This window comes from Bradyrhizobium sp. UFLA05-89, from assembly GCF_059803475.1.
In genome coordinates, this window is sequence record NZ_JBANBA010000041.1 from 14,594 (window position 1) to 34,555 (window position 19,962).

The 19,962-nt window shown below is 63.7% G+C and carries 11 protein-coding genes; 3 read left to right on the top strand and 8 right to left on the bottom strand.

Translation table 11 applies throughout. From position 1 onward, the window contains the following. Positions 1-122: 122 nt before the first annotated feature. Positions 123-287: a DUF3309 family protein gene (locus SO139_RS21750; protein WP_211384334.1), complete on the bottom strand. Its 165-nt coding sequence runs from the start codon at positions 285-287 to the stop codon at positions 123-125. A 175-nt stretch (positions 288-462) separates the two neighbouring features. Between SO139_RS21750 and SO139_RS21755 the strand changes: the two genes are divergently transcribed. After that, on the top strand, positions 463-780 hold the full coding sequence (locus SO139_RS21755) for a polyhydroxyalkanoic acid system family protein (RefSeq protein ID WP_449381087.1): 318 nt from the start codon (positions 463-465) through the stop codon (positions 778-780). Positions 781-790: 10 nt separating this feature from the next. On the opposite strand, the gene treY is transcribed toward SO139_RS21755, so the two are convergent. The 6 genes from treY to SO139_RS21785 are packed head-to-tail and all read right to left on the bottom strand — an operon-like array spanning position 791 to position 14,791. After that, on the bottom strand, positions 791-3,574 hold the full coding sequence (gene treY, locus SO139_RS21760) for a malto-oligosyltrehalose synthase (protein WP_449381086.1): 2,784 nt from the start codon (positions 3,572-3,574) through the stop codon (positions 791-793). A gap of 2 nt (positions 3,575-3,576) precedes the next feature. Further along, a complete protein-coding gene (treZ, locus tag SO139_RS21765) occupies positions 3,577-5,331 on the bottom strand; it encodes a malto-oligosyltrehalose trehalohydrolase (protein WP_449381085.1) in 1,755 nt (584 codons plus the stop codon). Beyond that, a complete protein-coding gene (glgX, locus tag SO139_RS21770) occupies positions 5,328-7,403 on the bottom strand; it encodes a glycogen debranching protein GlgX (RefSeq protein WP_449381084.1) in 2,076 nt (691 codons plus the stop codon). Before glgX ends, treZ begins: the two co-directional genes overlap by 4 nt. Before the next feature lie 3 nt (positions 7,404-7,406). Then, positions 7,407-9,554, bottom strand: a complete 2,148-nt coding sequence (gene glgB / locus SO139_RS21775) for a 1,4-alpha-glucan branching protein GlgB (protein ID WP_449381083.1) — start codon at positions 9,552-9,554, stop codon at positions 7,407-7,409. Then, positions 9,547-12,840, bottom strand: coding sequence for a maltose alpha-D-glucosyltransferase (gene treS / locus SO139_RS21780; RefSeq protein WP_449381082.1), 3,294 nt, complete (start codon positions 12,838-12,840; stop codon positions 9,547-9,549). Before treS ends, glgB begins: the two co-directional genes overlap by 8 nt. A gap of 10 nt (positions 12,841-12,850) precedes the next feature. Beyond that, positions 12,851-14,791, bottom strand: a complete 1,941-nt coding sequence (locus SO139_RS21785; RefSeq protein WP_498540558.1) for a maltotransferase domain-containing protein — start codon at positions 14,789-14,791, stop codon at positions 12,851-12,853. Positions 14,792-14,995: 204 nt separating this feature from the next. On the opposite strand from SO139_RS21785, the gene malQ reads away from it, so the two are divergent. Further along, on the top strand, positions 14,996-16,951 hold the full coding sequence (gene malQ, locus SO139_RS21790; RefSeq protein ID WP_449381080.1) for a 4-alpha-glucanotransferase: 1,956 nt from the start codon (positions 14,996-14,998) through the stop codon (positions 16,949-16,951). A 120-nt stretch (positions 16,952-17,071) separates the two neighbouring features. Next, positions 17,072-18,877 (top strand): glycoside hydrolase family 15 protein, encoded by a 1,806-nt coding sequence (locus SO139_RS21795; RefSeq protein WP_449381111.1) that lies wholly within the window; start codon positions 17,072-17,074, stop codon positions 18,875-18,877. 7 nt (positions 18,878-18,884) lie between these two features. Here the strand turns inward: SO139_RS21795 and SO139_RS21800 are convergent, their stop codons facing one another. Then, complete coding sequence (locus SO139_RS21800; RefSeq protein ID WP_449381079.1) at positions 18,885-19,937, bottom strand: medium chain dehydrogenase/reductase family protein; 1,053 nt, start codon at positions 19,935-19,937, stop codon at positions 18,885-18,887. Between the last annotated feature and the right edge of the window lie 25 nt (positions 19,938-19,962).

The window sequence follows — 19,962 nt, forward strand, 5'->3', positions numbered from 1 at the left end:
GAGGTGGAATCGGTAGGGTGGGCAAAGCGAAGCGTGCCCACCATCGCTTGCCCGGATTGACACAGAATAAGTGGGCACGGCGCTTCGCGCCTTTGCCCACCCTACGATGTCGGCGATCAAAGCTAGATCCGTCCCATCAGCAGCAAGATCAGCAGAATGACGATGATCAGCCCCAGTCCGCCGCCACCGTAGTAGCCGGTGCCGTAGAACGGACCGCCGCCGATGCCACTGAAGCCGCCGAGCAGCGCGATGACCAAAATGATCAGAATGATTGTACCGATGGACATGCAAATCTCCTCCAGCCCTCGCAAAGAAGGGTCGTTGTCTTGACCAATTTTCGTCGGGGCAACTTGCCGTCGTAGCGAAAGTTCCTCGCTCGGATCATGATAAGAAGGCGTCAAGCAGGGGAACCTTTGTGTTCGAACGCGGCCTGATTTACATCAGTCGGCAGAGGACAATGTCATGTCAGCACCGCTCGTCGTTTCGATCCCGCACCGTCTCGGTCGCGAGGAGGCCGCGCGTCGTTTGAAATCCGGGCTTGGCCGCGCCGCAGCGAGCATTCCGGTGATGCAGGTCGAGGAGGAGCGCTGGGAGGGCGACCGCATGAATTTTCGCATCCGCGCGCTCGGGCAGGTCGCGACCGGTTTGGTCGATGTCGGAGAGGATCAGGTGCGGGTCGAGGTGATGCTGCCCTGGCTGTTGCAGCGCTTCGCCGAACTGGCGCAAGCCACGATCCGCAAGCGTGGGCAATTGTTGCTGGCAAAGGGCGATGGCAAGTAGAGTCTTGGCGTCAGGCGGGCGCGGGTTGCCGCGCGGCTCTTGCGGCACGCGCAATGCGAGCCTTCAGGACGGTTGCCGGAAACGAGCCAAAGGCCTGTGAGAGCCGCAGATCATGACCCTCGTGACCGGCGATCGCATAGCCCTTCGCGTCAATAATCGCATCGAGCGCTTCGAATGACGGCCATTCGCGGCCACCTTGCGTGAACGGTGCAAAGGCTCGCCCGACCAGGACGATCGCTGCGTCGCGTCCGTGGCGCCGCGCGAAAGCGATGACATGGTCGGCGTGCGGTCCGCTCACCACCAGAGGCTGGTAGTCGCCACGGGTAAAGACGTCGGCAAGCTCGGAGCGCAGCTTCAGGAGTTGCCGCGTCCAGGCGAGCTTCAGTCGACCGTCCGACCAGTTCCGGGCAAGACCGTTCCAGTCGGGGCGGTCCAGCGCGTCGAGCGCAACTTGTCGCTGGACAAAATCAACCGGACGGCGATTGTCCGGATCGACCAGCGACAGATCCCAGAATTCGGTGCCTTGATAAAAATCCGGCACGCCAGGGAGCGTTACCTTCAGCGTGAGCTGGCTCAGCGAATTCAGTGCACCGAGCAGGGCGAGGCGTCGCCCCAGCGTTTGAAGCGCCTCCAGGAATTCGGCGGAAACGGTGGGATCGAGAATCCTCGCAATGAAGTTCTGTACGCCTCCCTCATAGGCCTCGTTCGGATTGAGCCAGCTCGTCTCCTCCTTGCCTTCGCGGGCCGCTTTGAGCGCGTAGGCCTGGATGCGGTCGATGAAGCCCGCGTCAGGCGGCCCGGACATCCATGCGCCGAGCAGCGTCTGGTAGAGCATGTATTCGAACGTCGCCGACGGCGCGCGCATCTCGCCATGCGTTGTTATGTGAGGCACGTTCAGCACCTTCCAGCGTGCTACCGCGCTGGTCCATTCACCCGGGATTTCGCTGAGCGCGGCGAGCCGGGCCCGCGCATCCTCGCCGCGCTTGGTGTCATGCGTGGCCGTGGCCGTCATGCCATGCGGCCAATCCCTGGCGCGTGCCTTCATGGTCTCATGGAGGGCGGGTAATGCGAGAGCCTTTGCGGCGGGATCGCCGCCGACTTCGTTCAGCGCGAGCAGGCGGTGATAGCGATAGAAGGTCGTATCCTCCAGCGACTTCGCCAGCATCGGCCCGGTGAATTGCTGCACCTTCAGCGCAAAGCGTCGCACGCGCGGGGTACTGTGCGGCGGCCGATCTGGCTTGAGCAGATCCATGGTCAGGGCATCGCGCAGGAAGTCGAAAATGCCGTCGTCAGCCGCAAACCATTCCGCGCGAGCGCGCCCGATGGCCTCTTCGATCAGCCTGCGGTCGTGCGCCGTCGATCCGCTCGTCGTGATGTAGGTGCGGTAGACCGGGAAATGCAGCACGTAGAGCTCGAGCGCCTGCCGCAGGCTGTCGGCGGAAAAGTCGCGCGTCGAGTAGTGCCCGTTGGCGATGCGGGCGAGCAGGCGCGTCAGCACGGTGAATTCGCTCGTGAGAAGCGTATCCAGCACGCGTCGCTTGGCTTCCATCAGATAAGGTGCAAGCCGCGGCGAGCGGTTGCTGATCTGGCGCCAGGTTTCGTCGAGCGCGTCGAGCCCCTTGGCATCGACCAGTACCTGGGTGATGACGTTCATCCATTCATAGCCGGTCGTGCCGTGAACGCCGGCGAAGCGCGGCAGCCGTTCGTGCTCGCACAGGATCTTTTCGATCACGGTGTAGAACGGCTTTGCGGGGCCTTGCGCGTCGCGGACGATCCGGCGGAGCCGCTGGCAATATTGTGCGGGATCGCGCAAGCCGTCGATATGATCGAGCCGGATACCCTGCAGCCTGCCGTCCGCGACCAGCTGCTTGACCAGCCGGTGCGTGGCAGCAAATGTGCTCGCGTCCTCGACCCGCAGCCCGGCGAGACCGTTGACGTCGAAGAAACGGCGATAGTTGATATCGCTGGAGGCGAGCCGCCAATGGCCGAGCTTGTAGTGCTGGCGTTCGAGCAGATGATGCAAGGCAAGCGTTTGTGTCGGGCGGTCCTTGGCCGAACGATAGGCGGCAAGGCCTCGCTCCATGATTTCGGGCGCACCGGTGATCGCCCTCAGTTCGAGCCTGAAGGCCGGTGCCTCATCGCGGTTTGGATGGCGCAGTCCCTTGTAGCGTTCGGCGAGCTCAAGCAGACGCTTTCCAGCCTCGCTGCCGGCGGCATCCGCCTCCTTCACGATCATCCGCAGGACTTCGCCATAGCGCTCCGGCGCGATCGGCAGGCGATGCTCGAAGTACCACGCCGAAAAGCTGCCTTCGCCTGCATCAAAGCGCAGCTCGATCTCGCCACGCTCCAGCGCCTCGCCATAGGCCGAGCCGAGGATCGGCAGCAGCACGCCGCCGCGGGCGCGATAAGGCAACTGGTCCCAGTCGATGTCGAAGGAGGCCGCGTGCGGCGACGCCTGTCCCCATTCCAGCACGTCGAGCCAGTACGGGTTATCCGCGAAGTGGACGCCGACATGATTCGGGACGAAGTCGATGATCAGGTCAAGGTCATGCTGCTTTAGGGTGTCGCTGAAACGGGTAAAGCCGGCCTCTCCGCCGAGCTCGGGATTGAACTGGCTGTGGTCGACGATGTCGTAGCCGTGGGTCGAGCCCTTGCGCGCCTTCATCAGCGGCGAGGCGTAGACATGCGTGATGCCGAGAGCCTTGAGATAGGGTACGACCCGGGCGGCGTCGTCGAAGTTGAATTCGGCCGTGAATTGCAGGCGATAGGTGGCGAGCGGAACGGCACGAGGCATGTTCACCTCACAAGGCGCCAGACCACGAACCAGGGCGGAAGTCGATCACCGGCATCGTCACCCCATATTGGCGTGCCAGTCATGTTTGGTGAGGTGACATCGCGATCCGACAGATTGGCGGTCAGGCGCAGAGTCGCGCCGTCCCCCAAGCGCCAATGCGCGGTCAAGAGGCCGCTCTCCTCAACTTTGGCGTCGCCAAAGGCCGCGCCGGAAAGCCGTGGCATGATTTCGGTGCGGCGAATGCGCAGGAGCTCGCGCACCAGCGACAGCCGCGCGTCGTGCTCCGGGATACGCGAGTCCCAGTCGAGCACGGCGGATTGCGGCGTCGCCGGATCGAGCGGATCGGGCACTTCGTCGCCATATTTCTCGTAAGCCCAGGCATATTCCTGGCGCCGTCCGTTGCGAACGGCATCGGCGAGATCGCCGTGGAAATCGCAGAAGAACGGGAACGGCTTCGTCGATCCCCACTCCTCGCCCATGAACAGCATCGGCACCATTGGCGCGAGCAGGGTAACGGCGAGGGCCGCCTCGATCGCTCGGGGGTTCGCGATGCTCTCCAGCCGATCGCCAAATGGCCGGTTGCCGATCTGATCGTGGTTCTGCAGGAAATTGACGAAAGTGTCCGGGGGAAGCTGGCGGCTCGGCTCGCCCCGCGGCTTGTTGCCCCAGAACGCTGAGACCTCGCCCTGATAGACGAAGCCCGACGCCAGCGCGCGGGCGAGGTCGCCGCGCGGCGAGCGCTGATAATCGCCATAATAGCCAGAGGATTCGCGCGTCAGCATCACGTGCCAGACGTGATGATAGTCGTCGTTCCACTGGCCGCGATATTTTCCATTTGGCGGCTCCTCGGTGGGATCGAGCAAGCTCGCGCGATTGTCGCCATTCTCCAGCACGAGATGAATGTGCCGCCCGGTCGCCGCCGCAAGCTGGCCCGCTGCAATGCTGAGATCGTGCAGCACCGACTGCTCGCCCGGGATCGCCATGATGTGATTGGCGGCGTCCAGCCTCAGGCCATCGAAGCGGTAGTCGCTGAGCCAGCAAAGCGCGTTCTCGACCGCGAAGGCGCGGACCTGCGGCACACGATAATCGATAGCGCTGCCCCACGGCGTATGCGCATCGGTGAAGAAGTTCGGCGCATAACGGCCAAGATAGTTTCCCTCGGGGCCGAAGTGGTTGTAGACGACGTCGAGAAAGACCATCAGACCGCGCAGGTGCGCTTCGTCGATCAGCGTCTTCAAGTCTTCGGGCCGGCCATAGGCGCTGTCGGGCGCATACCACAGCACGCCGTCATAGCCCCAGCCGCGCTTGCCGGCGAAGTCCGCCAGCGGCATCAACTCCAGCGCGGTGATCCCCGTCGCGACGAGGTGATCAAGCTTGCCGATCATGGCGCGATAGTTTCCTTGCGGCGTGAAGGTGCCGACATGGGATTCCAGCAGCACCGTCTCATGCCACGGACGGCCGCGCCAATCTCTGGCGCGCCACTCGAAACTGTCGTGGTCGATCACTTCGCTCGGCCCGAACACATCCTCCGGCTGGAAGGCGGAAGCCGGGTCCGGTACGTCGAGTTCGTCGTCGATTCTGAACCGATAACGGGTTCCCGCCGTCAGCCCGGGAATGTCGGCCACGTACCAGCCGTCCTCGCCGCGCCGCATCGCATGGCGCTTGTCGAGCACGAGGTCGACGTGCCTTGCACCGGGCGCCCAGAGCCGGAACGATACGCCCTCCTTGCTCGCCTTGGCGCCGAAGGATGGCCTCATAGCGCGCCTGCAAAGGCGAGCACCGAGCGCGGCGGCGCCTTGCTGTCGGTGCCGGGCAGGAAATCGACAGTGTTCAACTTGGCATCGGTCGTATTCAGGATCTGCTGCCAGCTCTTGTAGTCGGCCATCTTGGGCAATTTGAATCCGATCTCTTCCGGTGCGGCGTTCAGGACAATAAAGATCGCGGGCACGCTGGGTTCCAGCGGGCCGAGCACGTAGGCGAGAAATCTCCCTTCTGGGAAATTCCAGTCGCCCTCCTTCATCTCCTCGGCTGCCGGCGTCAGCCACAAGACGCCATAGGAGCCGTCGGCGCGGCGGCCGTCGAGCCAGCGCTGGCTGCGGAGCTGCGAGAAGCGACGGCGGATCTCGGCGAGCTGGTTGACGAACTCAACCATGTCCTCACCGTCCTTGCCGAGATTGTCCCAGAGCACCCAGCCCACCTCATTGTCCTGGCAATAGGCATTGTTGTTGCCAGATTGGGTGTTGCCGACCTCATCGCCGGCAAGCAGCAGCGGCGTGCCCTGTGCAAGCATCAGGCAGGCGAGCACGTTCTTGCGGAGCTGGCGGCGCAGCGACAGGATTTGCGGATCGTCGGTCGGGCCCTCGACACCGCAATTGTTGCTGTGGTTGTCGTTGGAGCCGTCGCGATTGTCCTCGCCATTGGCTTCGTTGTGCTTCTGGTTGTAGCTGAAGAGGTCGGCGAGGGTGAAGCCGTCGTGCACCGTGATGTGGTTGATGCTGGCGCGCAGCTTGCGGCCGTCATGGTGGAACAGGTCGGATGATGCCGTCATGCGGCTCGAGATGTCGCCGATCAGGCTGCCTTCGCCGCTCCAGTAACGACGCATGGCGCTGCGGTAGCGGTCGTTCCACTCCGACCATTGCGAGGGAAACGCGCCGACCTGATAGCCGCCGAGGCCGAGGTCCCAGGGCTCGGCGACGAGCTTTACGCCCTGGAGCACCGGATCCTGGCGGACCGCGGTCAGAAACGAGCTGCCGCGGTCAAACCCGTTCGGTCCGCGTGCGAGCGTGGTGGCGAGATCGAAACGGAAGCCGTCGACATGGCAGACCTCGACCCAATAGCGCAGCGAATCCGTCACCATCTGGAGCACGCGCGGATGGGTGAGGTTGACTGATGAGCCGCAGCCGGTGAAATCGTCGTAGTAGCGCGGGTTCTCGCGGTTCAGCCAGTAATAGGAGGCGTTGTCGATGCCGCGGAAGGAAAGCGTCGGGCCGAGATGGTTGCCTTCGGCAGTGTGGTTATAGACGACGTCGAGCATCACCTCGATCCCGGCGTCGTGCAGGCGCGCTACGGTGGTGCGGAAGGAATCCAGCGGATTGTCCTGCGCGTAGCGCGGCTCGGGCGCGAAGAAGGCAAGTGTGTTGTAGCCCCAGTAGTTGGCGAGCTTCTTCTCCACCAGCACGCGGTCGTCGATGAAGCCGTGGATCGGCAGCAATTCGACGGTGGTGACACCCAATCGTTTCAGGTGCTCGATCATGGCCGGTGAGGACAGTCCGCCAAACGTGCCGCGCAGGTTCGGCGGCACGTCATCGCGCCTTTGCGTCAGCCCCTTGACGTGGGCCTCGTAGATGATCGTCTCGTCCCAGGGGATGTTCGGGCGGATTTCGCGCCGGCCCCAGTTGAAGGTCTCGTCGACGACCACGGCCTTGATCATGCCGCGCGCATTGTCGCGCCGGTCGAAGGACAAATCCTCGCGCGGGCTGCCGGTGCGATAGGCGAAATGCGCATCGCTCCACACCAGGCGTCCGGCGAGCCGCTTGGCGTAGGGGTCGAGCAGCAGCTTGTTGGGATTGAAACGGTGGCCGTGCTCGGGCTCGTAGGGGCCATGCACGCGGTAGCCGTAAAGCTGGCCTGGCGAGACGTCGTTGAGATAGCCGTGCCAGACGTCCTCGGTGCGCTCGGGCAATTCGATGCGCTCGAGCTCGCGCCGTCCCTGGCTGTCGAACAGGCACAGCTCGACCTTCTGCGCGTTGGCGGAGAACAGCGCGAAGTTGGTGCCGCGTCCGTCCCAGCTTGCACCGAGGCGTGCGGGCGTTCCGGCGGTCAGTCGCATGCGTCAGCTTTCCGGAACGAGGAAGATCGCGGCTAGCGGCGGAATGGTCAGGCGCAGCTCCGGCGTCTTGGCGTCAACCGCCAGCACCTCTCCGACGTTCCCGACGTTGCTGCCGCCATAGTGAGCGGAGTCGGAATTGAAGACCTCGTGCCATTTGCCGGCGAGCGGCACCCGGACGCGATAATTGCGATAGACGTTCGGCGAGAAATTCACGATCACGAGACAGCGCGCACGGGCGTCGAACCCCTTGCGCAGCCAGGCGAACACATTGCGGTTGGCATCATCGGTGATCAGCCACTCGAAGCCGGCCTGATCGCAATCCATCTGATGCAGCGCAGGCACGGCGCGATAAAGCCGATTGAGGTCGCGAACCAGCGACTGGATGCCGGAATGGTTCTTGTATTCGAGCAGATGCCAGTCGAGCGACTGGTCGTGATTCCATTCCTTCCCCTGCGCAAACTCGCCGCCCATGAACAGCAGCTTCTTGCCGGGATGGCCGAACATGAAGCTGTAATAGGCGCGCAAGTTCGCGAAGCGCTGCCATTCGTCGCCCGGCATGCGGCCGAGAATCGAGCGCTTGCCGTGCACGACCTCGTCGTGCGACAGCGGCAGGATGAAGTTTTCCGAGAAGGCGTAGTGCAGGCCGAACAGGATCTCGCCGTGATGGTGCTTGCGGTGGATCGGATCCTTGCTGATGTAGTTCAGCGTGTCGTGCATCCAGCCCATGTTCCACTTGTAGCCGAAGCCGAGGCCGCCATATTCGACGGGCCGGGAAACCTGCGGCCAGGCGGTGGATTCCTCCGCGGCGGTCGTGGCTTGCGGAAAGCGCGCGAACACTTCCGTATTGAAGCGCCGCAGGAACGCGATCGCCTCGATGTTCTCCCGCCCGCCATACTGGTTCGGAACCCACGCGCCCGCAGGGCGGCTATAATCGAGATAGAGCATGGAGGCGACGGCGTCGACGCGCAGTCCGTCGATGGCGTAGCGCTCCAGCCAGAACAGCGCGTTCGACACCAGGAAATTCGTCACTTCGGTGCGGCCGTAGTTGTAGATCAGCGTGCCCCAGTCGAGATGGCGACCCTGTAAGGGATTGGCATGCTCGTAGAGCGCGGTGCCGTCGAAGTGGCCGAGCCCGTGCGGATCATCGGGGAAGTGTCCGGGCACCCAGTCGAGCAGCACTCCGATGCCTTCGCGATGGCAGGCATCGACCAGCGCGGCGAAATCGTCCGGCGGCCCGAAGCGACTGGTCGGCGCATAGAGGCCTGTCGGCTGGTAGCCCCAGGAACCGTCAAAGGGATGCTCGCTGACCGGCAGGAATTCGAGATGGGTGAAGCCCATGTCGCGCGCATAGGCCGGAAGCTGCTCGGCGAGCTCGTGATAGGTCAGCCATTCGTTGTCGCCCTTGCGTCGCCAGGAGCCGAGATGCACCTCGTAGATCGACATCGGCGCCGAGAGCGCGTTGATGCCGTCGGGCGCCGGCCGCGGGCGCGGCAGGTGCGCTTCGTCGAACACGATCGACGCCGTCTTCGGCCGCAGCTCTGCGGCAAACGCCAGCGGATCGGACTTCAGCGGCAGATTGTGGCCGTGCGGTCCGACCATGTCGAACTTGTAGTGATCGCCGGCCTTTGCGTGCGGGATGAACAGCTCCCAATAACCGACACCGCGCACGCGCATCGGGTGGCGTCGCGCGTCCCAGAAATTGAAATCGCCGACCACGCTGACCCGCCGTGCATTTGGCGCCAGCACGACGAAGCCGACACCATCGACCCCGTCGAGCGTCATCGGATGTGCGCCGAGCTTGTCATAGAGCCGCTGATGCGTGCCTTCGCCGAGCAGATAGAGATCGAAATCGGTCAGGATCGGCGGAAAGCGATAGGGATCTTCGAGCTCGACGACATTGCCGCCGAACGTCGCGCGCAACTGGTAGCGCTTGGCACCATTGGGCAGCGCGCCTGCGAACAGGCCGGACTCGTGAATGCGATCGAGTTTCGCCACCTCGCCATGCTCGCCGACGGCCTCGACATTGGAGGCCTCGGGCAGGAAAGCGCGCACCACGCTTTTGCCGCCTTCGGGATGGAGCCCGAGATAATGGAAGGGATCGGAGTGGCGGCCCTCGATGATCGCATAGGCCTCGGCGGACAATTTAGGCATGTGCTTCGCTCTCCGCATTGGACAGAATGCGAAGCAGCCCGGTCAGCGGCGCACTGAGCGCCTCCGGCCGGTGGGACAGTTCGTACTCCACCTCATCGAACGCTCTATCAAGCAGGAAAAATCTTAACAGGCCATCCGCCGAATGTGGATGATTTGTCCGCAGGCGCCGGTCGGTCATGGCCTCGCGATAGGCGGTGAGGAACGTCGCCGTGGCGCGCTCGCGCCATTCGCCGAGCGCGGTCGCGAGCCGTCCCTGTTCGTCCGGCGCGCCCTTGAGCGCGCGGTCGACCGCTGCGATCACGGCCAGGTCGATCGAGCAGACGAGGCTCGCGACGTCGCGCGCCGCGGGTGCCTTGCGCCGCCGCTCCGCCAGCGGCAGATGGAGGTTGCCATCGAAGTCGATGATGAAGATGTCGTCCTTCACGATCAGAATCTGCCCGAGGCGGAAGTCGCCATGATGACGGATGTTCAACCCGCCGATGTCGGATGGCAATAGCTTCGTGAGCACGTCGGAAAGGGCCGGGCGCCGGTCCAGGAGCTGGTCGACCAGCGGGCGATCTGCCTCCCGCAAGCCGTTGCGGCTTTGGGCCAGCGTTTCAAAGGTACGTTCGGCGCGCTTGAGGAGATCCGTGGTCCATTGGGCGACGTGCGCAGACGTGACCGGCTCGGGCGCGAGATCGGCGCCCTCGGCCCGGGCGAGCGCGATATGCAGCTCAGCCAGCCGCCGACCGGTCTGGGCGAGATAATGCAGATAGGGCACCTGGTCCTGGTTCTCGCGCGGCGCTTCGCTTGCGGCGAGCAGACGCTGCTCGTCGATGTAGCGGTCGAGATAGCCCGACGTCACCGCCCAGCCGTCACCCTGGTTCGCGACATAGGCATGCACGACGGCGACGGCGCTCCGCCCGCTATCCTCCACCAGCTCGGCGCTGCCAAGCAGCGCGGGCGTATTGGCGAACTGAGCGACCTCGGTGAGGTAATAGCCGAGCTCGATCTCGGGGTTGGTGCCGGCTTCGAGCCGGCGATAGATCTTGGTGACATACTGATTGTCGACCAGCGCGGTGCTGTTGGCCTGCTCGATGGCACGGATCTGCTCCGGCTGCTTGATGGTGCCCGCGCCGAAGCGGCTGGTCGGCCTGAAGTCCAGCCGCATATTGTTTTCCTCGACGATCAGGGACTGGCTGAGATTGCGCAGGAACAGGCCGATGAAGATCTGGTCGGTCGCGACGTCGAGCAGCGTTCCCTCCCGCGCGCCCTGGCGCACCGCGGCCAGTGCCCTCGGGTTGAAGCGTTCGCGGTCGAAGCGAACCCATTCGATCTGCATCGGCATCACATAGCGCGACGTGACGCCGCGCTGCGTCGCCTCGAAGAATGCGAGCCAGGGCCGGTTGTCGCCAATGTCGCAGAACGGGACCGCAGAAGTCAGGGTCGGCCGGATCTGCTTGGGATTGCGCTCCGGATACCAGCGGGTCCGCGACAAAAATCCCGGCAGCACGTCGCGCTCGAAGACGCCGCGCTCGCGCGCAAGGGAGACCCAGGTCGAGTTGACCGGCACCACCAGCGTCTCGAATTCGGGCACCGCGCGCGGCGTCACCGGCTCGGACTTGTCGCGCTCCCGTAGCTGGAACCAATAGTAGCCGTACGGCCCCAGCGTGATCATGTAGGGCAGCTCGCCGATCGCAGGAAAGCGCGTGCGGCCCAGCATCTCCTGCGGGACCCGGTCCTTCCACGGCGACAGATCGAGCTCGGTCGCCTGTGCCGCGCGCGAGAGGTTGGCGACGCACAGGATGACCTCGTCGCGATATTGCCGGACATAGGCCAGCACGGAACGATTGGCCGGGCGTATGAAGGTCATGGTGCCGCGGCCGAAGGCGAGCGTCGACTTGCGCACCGAGATCAGGCGCTTGGTGGCGCTGAGCAGCGAGGACAGGCTGCGCGACTGCGCCTCCACATTGACCGCTTCATAGCCATAGACGGGGTCCATGATCAGCGGCGCATAGAGGCGGGCCGGGTCGCAGCGCGAGAAGCCGCCATTGCGGTCCGGGCTCCACTGCATCGGCGTGCGCACGCCGTTGCGGTCGCCGAGATAGATATTGTCGCCCATGCCGATCTCGTCGCCGTAGTAGATGATTGGCGTGCCCGGGAACGACAGCAGCAGCGAGTTCATCAGCTCGATCTTGCGCCGGTCGTTGTCCATCAGCGGCGCTAGCCGCCGGCGGATGCCGAGATTGATGCGGGCCCGCGGATCGTTGGCATAGGTCGACCACAGATAGTCGCGCTCGACGTCGGTGACCATCTCCAGCGTCAGTTCGTCATGGTTGCGCAGGAACAGTGCCCATTGGCAGCTCTGCGGAATGTCCGGCGTCTGGCGCAGGATGTCGGTGATCGGAAAGCGGTCTTCCTGGGCGATCGCCATGTAGATGCGCGGCATCAGCGGGAAATGATAGGCCATATGGCATTCGTCGCCGCGGCCGAAATATTCCTGCACGTCCTCCGGCCATTGATTGGCCTCGGCCAGCAGCAGCTTGCCCTTGGAGTAGGCGTCGAGCTCCTGGCGCAGGCGCTTGATGATGGCATGCGTCTCGGGAAGGTTCTCGTTCGAGGTGCCCTCGCGCTCGCAAAGATAGGGGATCGCGTCCAACCGGAATCCGTCGACGCCGGCGTCGAGCCAGCGCTTCATCACCTGGATGATGGCACTGACCACCCGCGGATTATCGAAATTGAGATCAGGCTGGTGCGAGAAGAAACGGTGCCAGTAGAACGCGCCGGCCTCCGGATCCCAGGTCCAGTTCGACTTCTCCGTGTCCGTGAAGATGATCCGCGTACCCTGATATTTCTGATCGGTGTCGCTCCAGACATACCAGTTACGGGCGCTCGAGCCCGCCGGGCTCCGTCGCGCGCGCTTGAACCATCTGTGCTGATCGGAGGTGTGGTTGACGACGAGCTCGGTGATCACCCGCAAGCCGCGCCGCTGTGCCTCCTGGATGAAGCGTTTGAAATCCTTCATCGTCCCGAAATCGGGATTGACCGAGCCGTAATCGGCGATGTCGTAGCCATCGTCGCGGCCGGGCGAAGGATAGAACGGCAATAGCCACAGCGTGGTGACGCCGAGATCCTGCAAATAGGGCAGTCTTTCGGTCAGCCCGGCGAAGTCGCCAATGCCATCATGATTGCTGTCGGCAAACGCCTTGACGTGGAGCTGGTAGACGATCGCGTCCTTGTACCAGAGCTCGTCCACGACCTCGGCAGCTTCGACCTTCTTCTCGTCAACGGAGGGAAGAACGTTCATGCCGCGATCCTCACGCCAGGCAGCGGAACAAGAGCGCCGGATCGCGATCGGGATCGATGCGCAGCCGGATTCCGCCCCATTCGATTACGGACTGCTCGCCGGTGAGAAGGTTCTCAACGCGCGCGATGTGGCGACGTTCCCCGTTCACGCTGGCCATGACGTCGCCAAGCGGGAGCCAGATCTCCCGTACGTCGGGCGACAGCGCGATGGCGACGAGAACGGTGTTCGTCCTGTCGATCGACTCCTTGACGAAGGCGATCACGTCGCCATCGTCGATGCCGAGAAAGCGCAAATTCGACGCCTGTTGCAGCGCATCGTTGTCGCGGCGGATGCGATTGAGCACGGCGATGTAGGGCTTGATGTTGCCGGGCTTGTCCCAGTCGCGAACCCGGATCTCGTATTTTTCTGAGTCGAGATATTCATCCAGCCCGGGAACGGCCTGGTGTTCGAGCAACTCGAAGCCGCTATAGATGCCGTAACTGCCCGACAACATGGCCGCCAGCGCGACACGCGACTTGAACATCCAGGGCTCGCTATTCTGGAGGTGATACGGCAAGACGTCGGGTGTGTTGACGAACAAATTGGGGCGATAGAAGTCGCGCTCGGGATAGCCGGTCATTTCAACCAAATATTGCTCCAGCTCCCATTTTTGCGTTCGCCACGGAAAATAGCTGAAGGACTGAGCGAAGCCGAGCTTGGCGAGGCCCTTCATCAGTTTCGGCCGGGTGTAGGTCTTGGAGAACAGGATCACCTCGGGATGCCGGCGGCGGACGTCGCAAATCAACCACTCCCAGAAACTGAAGGGCGCGCTGTCGTGATTGTCGATCGCAAAGATAGTCACGCCATGGTCGATCCAGAACAGCATGACGTCACGGAAGGCGTTCCACAATTCGCTTCGGGTCAGACAGGAGAAATCGGGCACGACGATGTCAGAATAGTCAGCCGTCCGCATCGAGCCGTCCGGCCGCCATTTGAACCATTCCGGACGCTGCGTCAGCCAGGGATGATCCGGCGAACACTGAACCGCGAAATCGAGCGCGAGCTCGACGCCGTATTCCAGGCAGGTCGCAACCAGCGCTCGGAAATCCTCGATCGTGCCGAGCTCCGGATGCAGTGCATCGTGACCGCCCTCGGACGCGCCGATGGCGTAGGGGCAGCCCGGATCGCCTGTGACGGCGACCGGGGAATTGTTGCGGCCCTTGCGGCGGGTGCGGCCGATCGGGTGGATCGGCGTGAAATAGAGCACGTCGAAACCCATCGCGGCGATATCGGGGACACGCGCGATGCAATCCCTGAGCGTGCCGTGCTGGCCCGCCACCTTGCCCTGGCTGCGCGGCATCATCTGGTACCAGGTGCTGAAGCGTGCCTCCTCGCGGTCGACGACCAGCGGGAAGAGGGGCGAGCGGGTGAGGTCGAGCTGCAACTGGCTGTCGGCCATGGCATCTCTCAGCTCATCCGCCATCAGCGGGGTGACCTCGCCGGTTTCCAGGAAATCCTCGCATTGTCGCAGGATGATGGCCGCGGCGTCATCGTCTGCGCCATGGGCCTTGGTCAGAAGGGCGGCGCCCTCGATCGCATCGAGCGTGACATCGGCTCCTGATCGCTGCCTGAGCGCCAGTCCGTGACGCCAGGTCGCGAATTCGTCGGTCCAGGCCTCGACGGCGTAGACATATTGGCCCGGCTCGGGCGGGATGAACGCGGCGACCCAGCGGTCATTGCCGTGATGGAGCATCGGCGTGCGCTGCCATTCCCGATCCTGCTCGCGGCGCCAGAGCAGCGCGGCGCCGACCGCGTCGTGGCCGCCGCGGTAGATGTCCGCCCAGACATCGACGCGCTCGCCCGCGACGCGCTTGACGGGGAAGCGTCCGCCATCGACTAGCGGATAGACGCCTTCAATAAGGAAAGCGCCGCCGGCTGCGACACTCTCGACAGTTTGAATTGTCTTGTTCACGGTGATGCCATTGACAACAAAGCAGCGTCTCGTGTCCCTTGTCGGGAACCGACGCTTGGTACCTATATAGAAAGCCTCTTGTGTGTCATTAGTTCCCGCCAGGAACGATAGCCGCAGTCAACGCGTTAGTCTCGACTATCCTATTCCTCCGCCTCATAAAAATGAATGCCGCCGTCTCATGGTGGCCTGCAAACTGCGTGCCGAATGGATCTTTTAGCTGAAGCCAGAACCAAGGGCGTCCAGTCCGAATTCGTCGATGCCCTGGGCAAGCTGCGGGTCACCGCGCCCGATGCCCTCACATCGATCCTCAAGGCTCTGCCGGAGAAGCGCGCCTACCGCTTCGTCAGCGGTGCTGTCGTGGTCCGCACCGGCAGACAGCCACGCACCGACCTCAGCGAGGCTGCCAAGCTTCCGCTGCGTTGGTCCATTGCCAACGGCACCGTGCCAGTCGCGCAGGGCGAGGCGCGCGAGCGCGCCATTGTCTGGCCCGACAACCTGCCGTCGGGCTACCACCGGCTGAAACTCGTCGATGCGTCCGGGGCAGTAGAAGAGGCGCCACTGATCGTGGCGCCCGAGCGCGCTTTCACCGGCGATTTCGACCGCGGCTGGCTGCTCGCGGTGCAGCTCTACAGCGTCCGTTCCGCGCGCAACTGGGGTATCGGCGATTTCACGGACCTTGCCGCTCTCGTTGTGCTTGCCAAGGAGCTCGGCGCAGATGGCGTCGGCCTCAACCCGCTGCATGTGCTGTTCGACGACCGGCCGTCCGACTGTAGCCCCTATTCGCCGAACAGCCGGCTGTTTCTCAATCCGCTCTACGTCGACGTCGAGAAGATTCCGGAGTTTGCGCTCCACCTGCTGCCGGAGGCGGGCGCGACCGCGGCATCCCTGCGCGAAGGCGACCGCGTCCGATATCGCGAGGCGGGGCCTCTGAAATGGCGCGGCCTGCGCGCCGCGTTCGATGCGTTCAAGGCCGAGGCCGGCCTCGGGCGCCGAGAGGCATTCGATGCCTTCCGCCTCGAGCGGGGTCCGCTGTTGTCGCGCTTTGCCTGTTTCGAGGTGCTGCGCCATCGCTACAAGGGACGACCGTGGTGGGAATGGCCGTCAGAGTGGCAGCGGCCGGACGAGACGAAATGCACGGAGCTGCGCGCAGGCCCCGATCACGACGAGATCGAGTTCGTCGAGTTCGTGCAATGGACGGCCGATCTGCAGTTGGCTGCGGCCAAGGAGCTCGCGGGCCGGCTCGGCATGAAGGTCGGGCTCTACCTCGATGTTGCCGTCGGCGTGCAGTCCGACGGATTCGATGCCTGGAACGAGCAGGGCGCGATCTCCCGCCATCTCGCGGTCGGTGCACCGCCCGATGTACTGAACACGGTGGGCCAGGATTGGGGCCTCGCCGGCTTCAATGCCGGTGGCCTGGAGGCGCAATCGTTCGTGCCGTTCGCTGACATGCTGGCCGCCTCGATGCGCCATGCCGGCGCGATCAGGCTCGATCACGTGCTCGGGCTGAAACGGCTCTACCTCGTGCCGCGCGGCTTCAGGCCGGACAATGGCGCCTATGTGCAGATGCCGTTCGAGGCGCTGCTGGCGGCAGTTGCGCGTGAGAGCGCCGCTCACAAATGTATCGTGATCGGCGAGGACCTCGGCACGGTGCCGGAAGGATTTCGCGAGACCATGCAGGATTGGGGCATCTGGTCCTATCTCGTGATGATGTTCGAGCGAGATGACGCCGGGCGTTTCCGCAATCTCGATCATTACCGGTCCAACGCGCTCGTCACGTTGAACACGCATGATCTGTGTACCTATGCCGGCTGGCGCTCGTTCAGCGATCTCAAGATGAAGCTCTCGCTCGGGCTCGATCCCGGCGAGAACGAGGAGGCACGCTGGTACGCCCTCGGCATGCTCGACGAGATCCTGCGCTTCAATTCCATTCAGGCCAATGATCTCTATTCGGTGCTGGCCTTCCTGTCCCGGACGCCCTCCCGCCTTCTGGCGGTGTCGCTCGAGGATCTCCTGGGCGTGGTCGACCAGCCGAACATCCCCGGCACGATCGACGAGCACCCCAACTGGCGCCAGCGGCTGCCGGTCGCGCTTGACAAGATCGCGTCGAGCATCGATCGCGCCGCACTGAAAGCAGCAACGCGGGAGCGCTCGCACAGTTAGCGTATGATCCGGAAAAGTGTGAAGCAGTTTTCCGAAAAGATCATGCTCAAACAATAACCTAAAGCGCGATGATCGCGCTTTGGAGTCCAGCCACGACAATTTCAGGTGGGTTACAAGGAATTGTCACAGAAGATCGAAGACTATGCGCTGATCGGAGATTGCGAGACCGCGGCCCTCGTCGGCCGCGACGGCTCGATCGACTGGCTGTGCTGGCCGGCCTTCGATTCCGACGCCTGCTTTGCAGCAATCCTCGGCACCAGAAGGAACGGCCGCTGGCAGATTGCGCCGAGCGAAGCGGTCACGGCTTGCTCCCGCCGTTATCTCGCCAACACGCTGATCCTCGAGACCCGTTTCGAGACGGACGGCGGTTCCGTCGCCTTGATCGATTTCATGCCGCCGCGCGGCAAGGCGTCCGACATCGTGCGGCTGGTGCGCGGCCTGAAGGGCCGCGTCAAGCTCAGGATGGAGCTCATCATCCGCTTCGGCTTCGGCGTCGACATTCCCTGGGTCAGGCGAACCGAGGATCGCTCCGCCGTGCTTGCGATCTGCGGCCAGGACATGACGGTGCTCCGCACACCCGTCGAAACCCGCGGCGAGGATCTGACCACCGTCGCCGAGTTCGAGGTCGCCGGCGGCGAGACCATCCCCTTCGTGCTGACCTATGGCCCGTCGCATCTTGATCCGCCCGAGGCAATTGACCCCGAACGCGCATTCGCGGAGACGGAAGCCTTCTGGAAGGACTGGTGCAGCCGATCAAATCGCGACGGCGAATATCACGATCTAATCATACGCTCGCTGATCACGTTGAAGGCCCTGACCTTTGCCCCGACCGGCGGCATCGTCGCAGCGCCAACCACCTCGCTGCCCGAGAAGCTCGGCGGCGCCAGAAACTGGGACTACCGCTTCTGCTGGCTGCGCGATGCCACCTTCACGCTGCTCGCGCTGATGAACTCCGGCTATACCGAGGAGGCATCGGCTTGGCATAGTTGGCTGCTGCGCGCGGCCGCCGGCGCGCCGGACCGCATGCAGATCATGTACGGAATCTGGGGCCAGCGGCGGCTGCTCGAATGGGAGGCCGAATGGCTCGACGGCTATGAGGGCGCGAAGCCGGTTCGCGTCGGCAATGCCGCCCACGCGCAATTGCAGCTCGACGTCTATGGCGAGCTGATCGACGCGTTCCACCAGTCGCGCATGGCGAAACTGAAGCTCGACGACGAGAGTTGGGCGTTGGAATGTGCCGTGCTGAAACACCTCGCCGAGGTCTGGGATCAGCCCGACAACGGCATCTGGGAGCGCCGCGGCCAGGCCAAGCACTATGTCTTCTCGAAGGTGATGACCTGGGTTGCCTTCGACCGCGGTATCAAGAGCGCCGAGACCTTCGGCTTCAAGGCGCCGCTGCTGCATTGGCGTACCTTGCGCGATGCCATCCAACGCGACGTCTGTGAGAGAGGCTTCGATGCAGAGGCCAACGCTTTCGTCGAGTCCTATCGCTCGAAGGTCCTGGATGCCAGCGTACTGTTGCTGCCCGCGGTCGGCTTTCTTCCGGCAAACGACCCGCGCGTGCGCGGCACAATCGCGGCGGTCGAACAGCACTTGATGCGCGACGGCTTCGTGCTGCGGCATGATCCGCGTGAGGTGTCCGAGGAGACGCAGCCGATCGAAGGGGCGTTCCTCGCCTGCAGCCTGTGGCTGGCGGATGCTCATGTGCTTGCCGGCGACCTCGACAAGGCGCAGGTGTTGTTCGATCGCGTGGTCGGCATCGCCAATGATGTCGGGCTGCTGGCCGAGGAATACGATTCAGTGGCGCGGCGTCAGACCGGCAATTTTCCGCAGGCGCTGACCCATATCGCGCTGATCAACACGGCCCATAATTTGTCCGCTGCCAGGACCCGCAGCGAGAAGCCCGCCGTGCAGCGGTCGCAGTGACGGAACTTCAGGCCGCAGTGCTTGTCGTGCCGGATGCCTGTGGCGCGAGATCCGGGCACAGCACGAGCTTGCCCTCCAGGCCACCGGCTTCGAGGCGTCGGTGCGCATGAGCAACTTCATCGAGCGATATCCGCGCGGCGATGCGCGGCTGGATGGCGCCACTGGCAAGCAGAGCGAACAGGCGCTTAAGGTCTTCGGTGAACCATTCAGGATGTTGCAGCCGCATCGCGTTGATCGAGTAGAAAAAAGCCGACCTGCCGCCAGGCAACCACCTCCAGAGATAAAGTCGCGCGATCCACATCAGCATGGTGAGCATCCGTCGCCGATCCTGCGCGCCCGCCGAGTAGCCATAGGCGCAGAGCAGACCGCCACGCTTGAGTGCCGAAAATGACCGGCGATAGCCATCCTCCCCGATGCCATCGAACACGACGTCAAATCCACCTGGCAAGACGCGCGTGAAATCTTCGCGCTGATAATCAAGCGGCGTAGCCCCGAGCTCACGGATCAGCGCAGCGTGCCTTCCATGAGCTCCGCCCCATAGCTGAAGTCCAGCCATGCTACCGAGTACGAGAAGCGCCTGTCCGACCGCTCCGGCAGCACCATGCACCAGCACACGCTGCCCCGGCTGCACCCGCCCAGCGCGGTGCAGGAGCTGATATGCCGTCATCCAGCTGAGGATCAGCGCGGCCGCTTGCGCCGAATCAACGCCCATCGGCACGTGGGTCAAGTGACGCGCCTGGAGCGTGCGATAGGCCGCATTCGATCCGAGCACCGTCATGTCGGCCACACGGTCACCAAGCTGAAATCCGCTCACGCGATCGCCGAGCTGATCGATTTCTCCAATAACATCGTAGCCCATTACCAGGGGTGGCCGACGGGAGGCAGTTTGCGGGTAGAGGTGCCGTCGGATCAGAGTATCGGTGTACTCGAGCCCCGAGGCGAGCACACGGATCCGTACCTCGCCCGTACCGGCCGTCGGCAGCGGAGCGTCGACGACTTCCAGCTCCTCAGGTCCGCCAAAGCGACGAAGTTGAACTACGCGGTTGCGCGCTTCGATCACACGCCGATCCCCGCAATCTCAGATT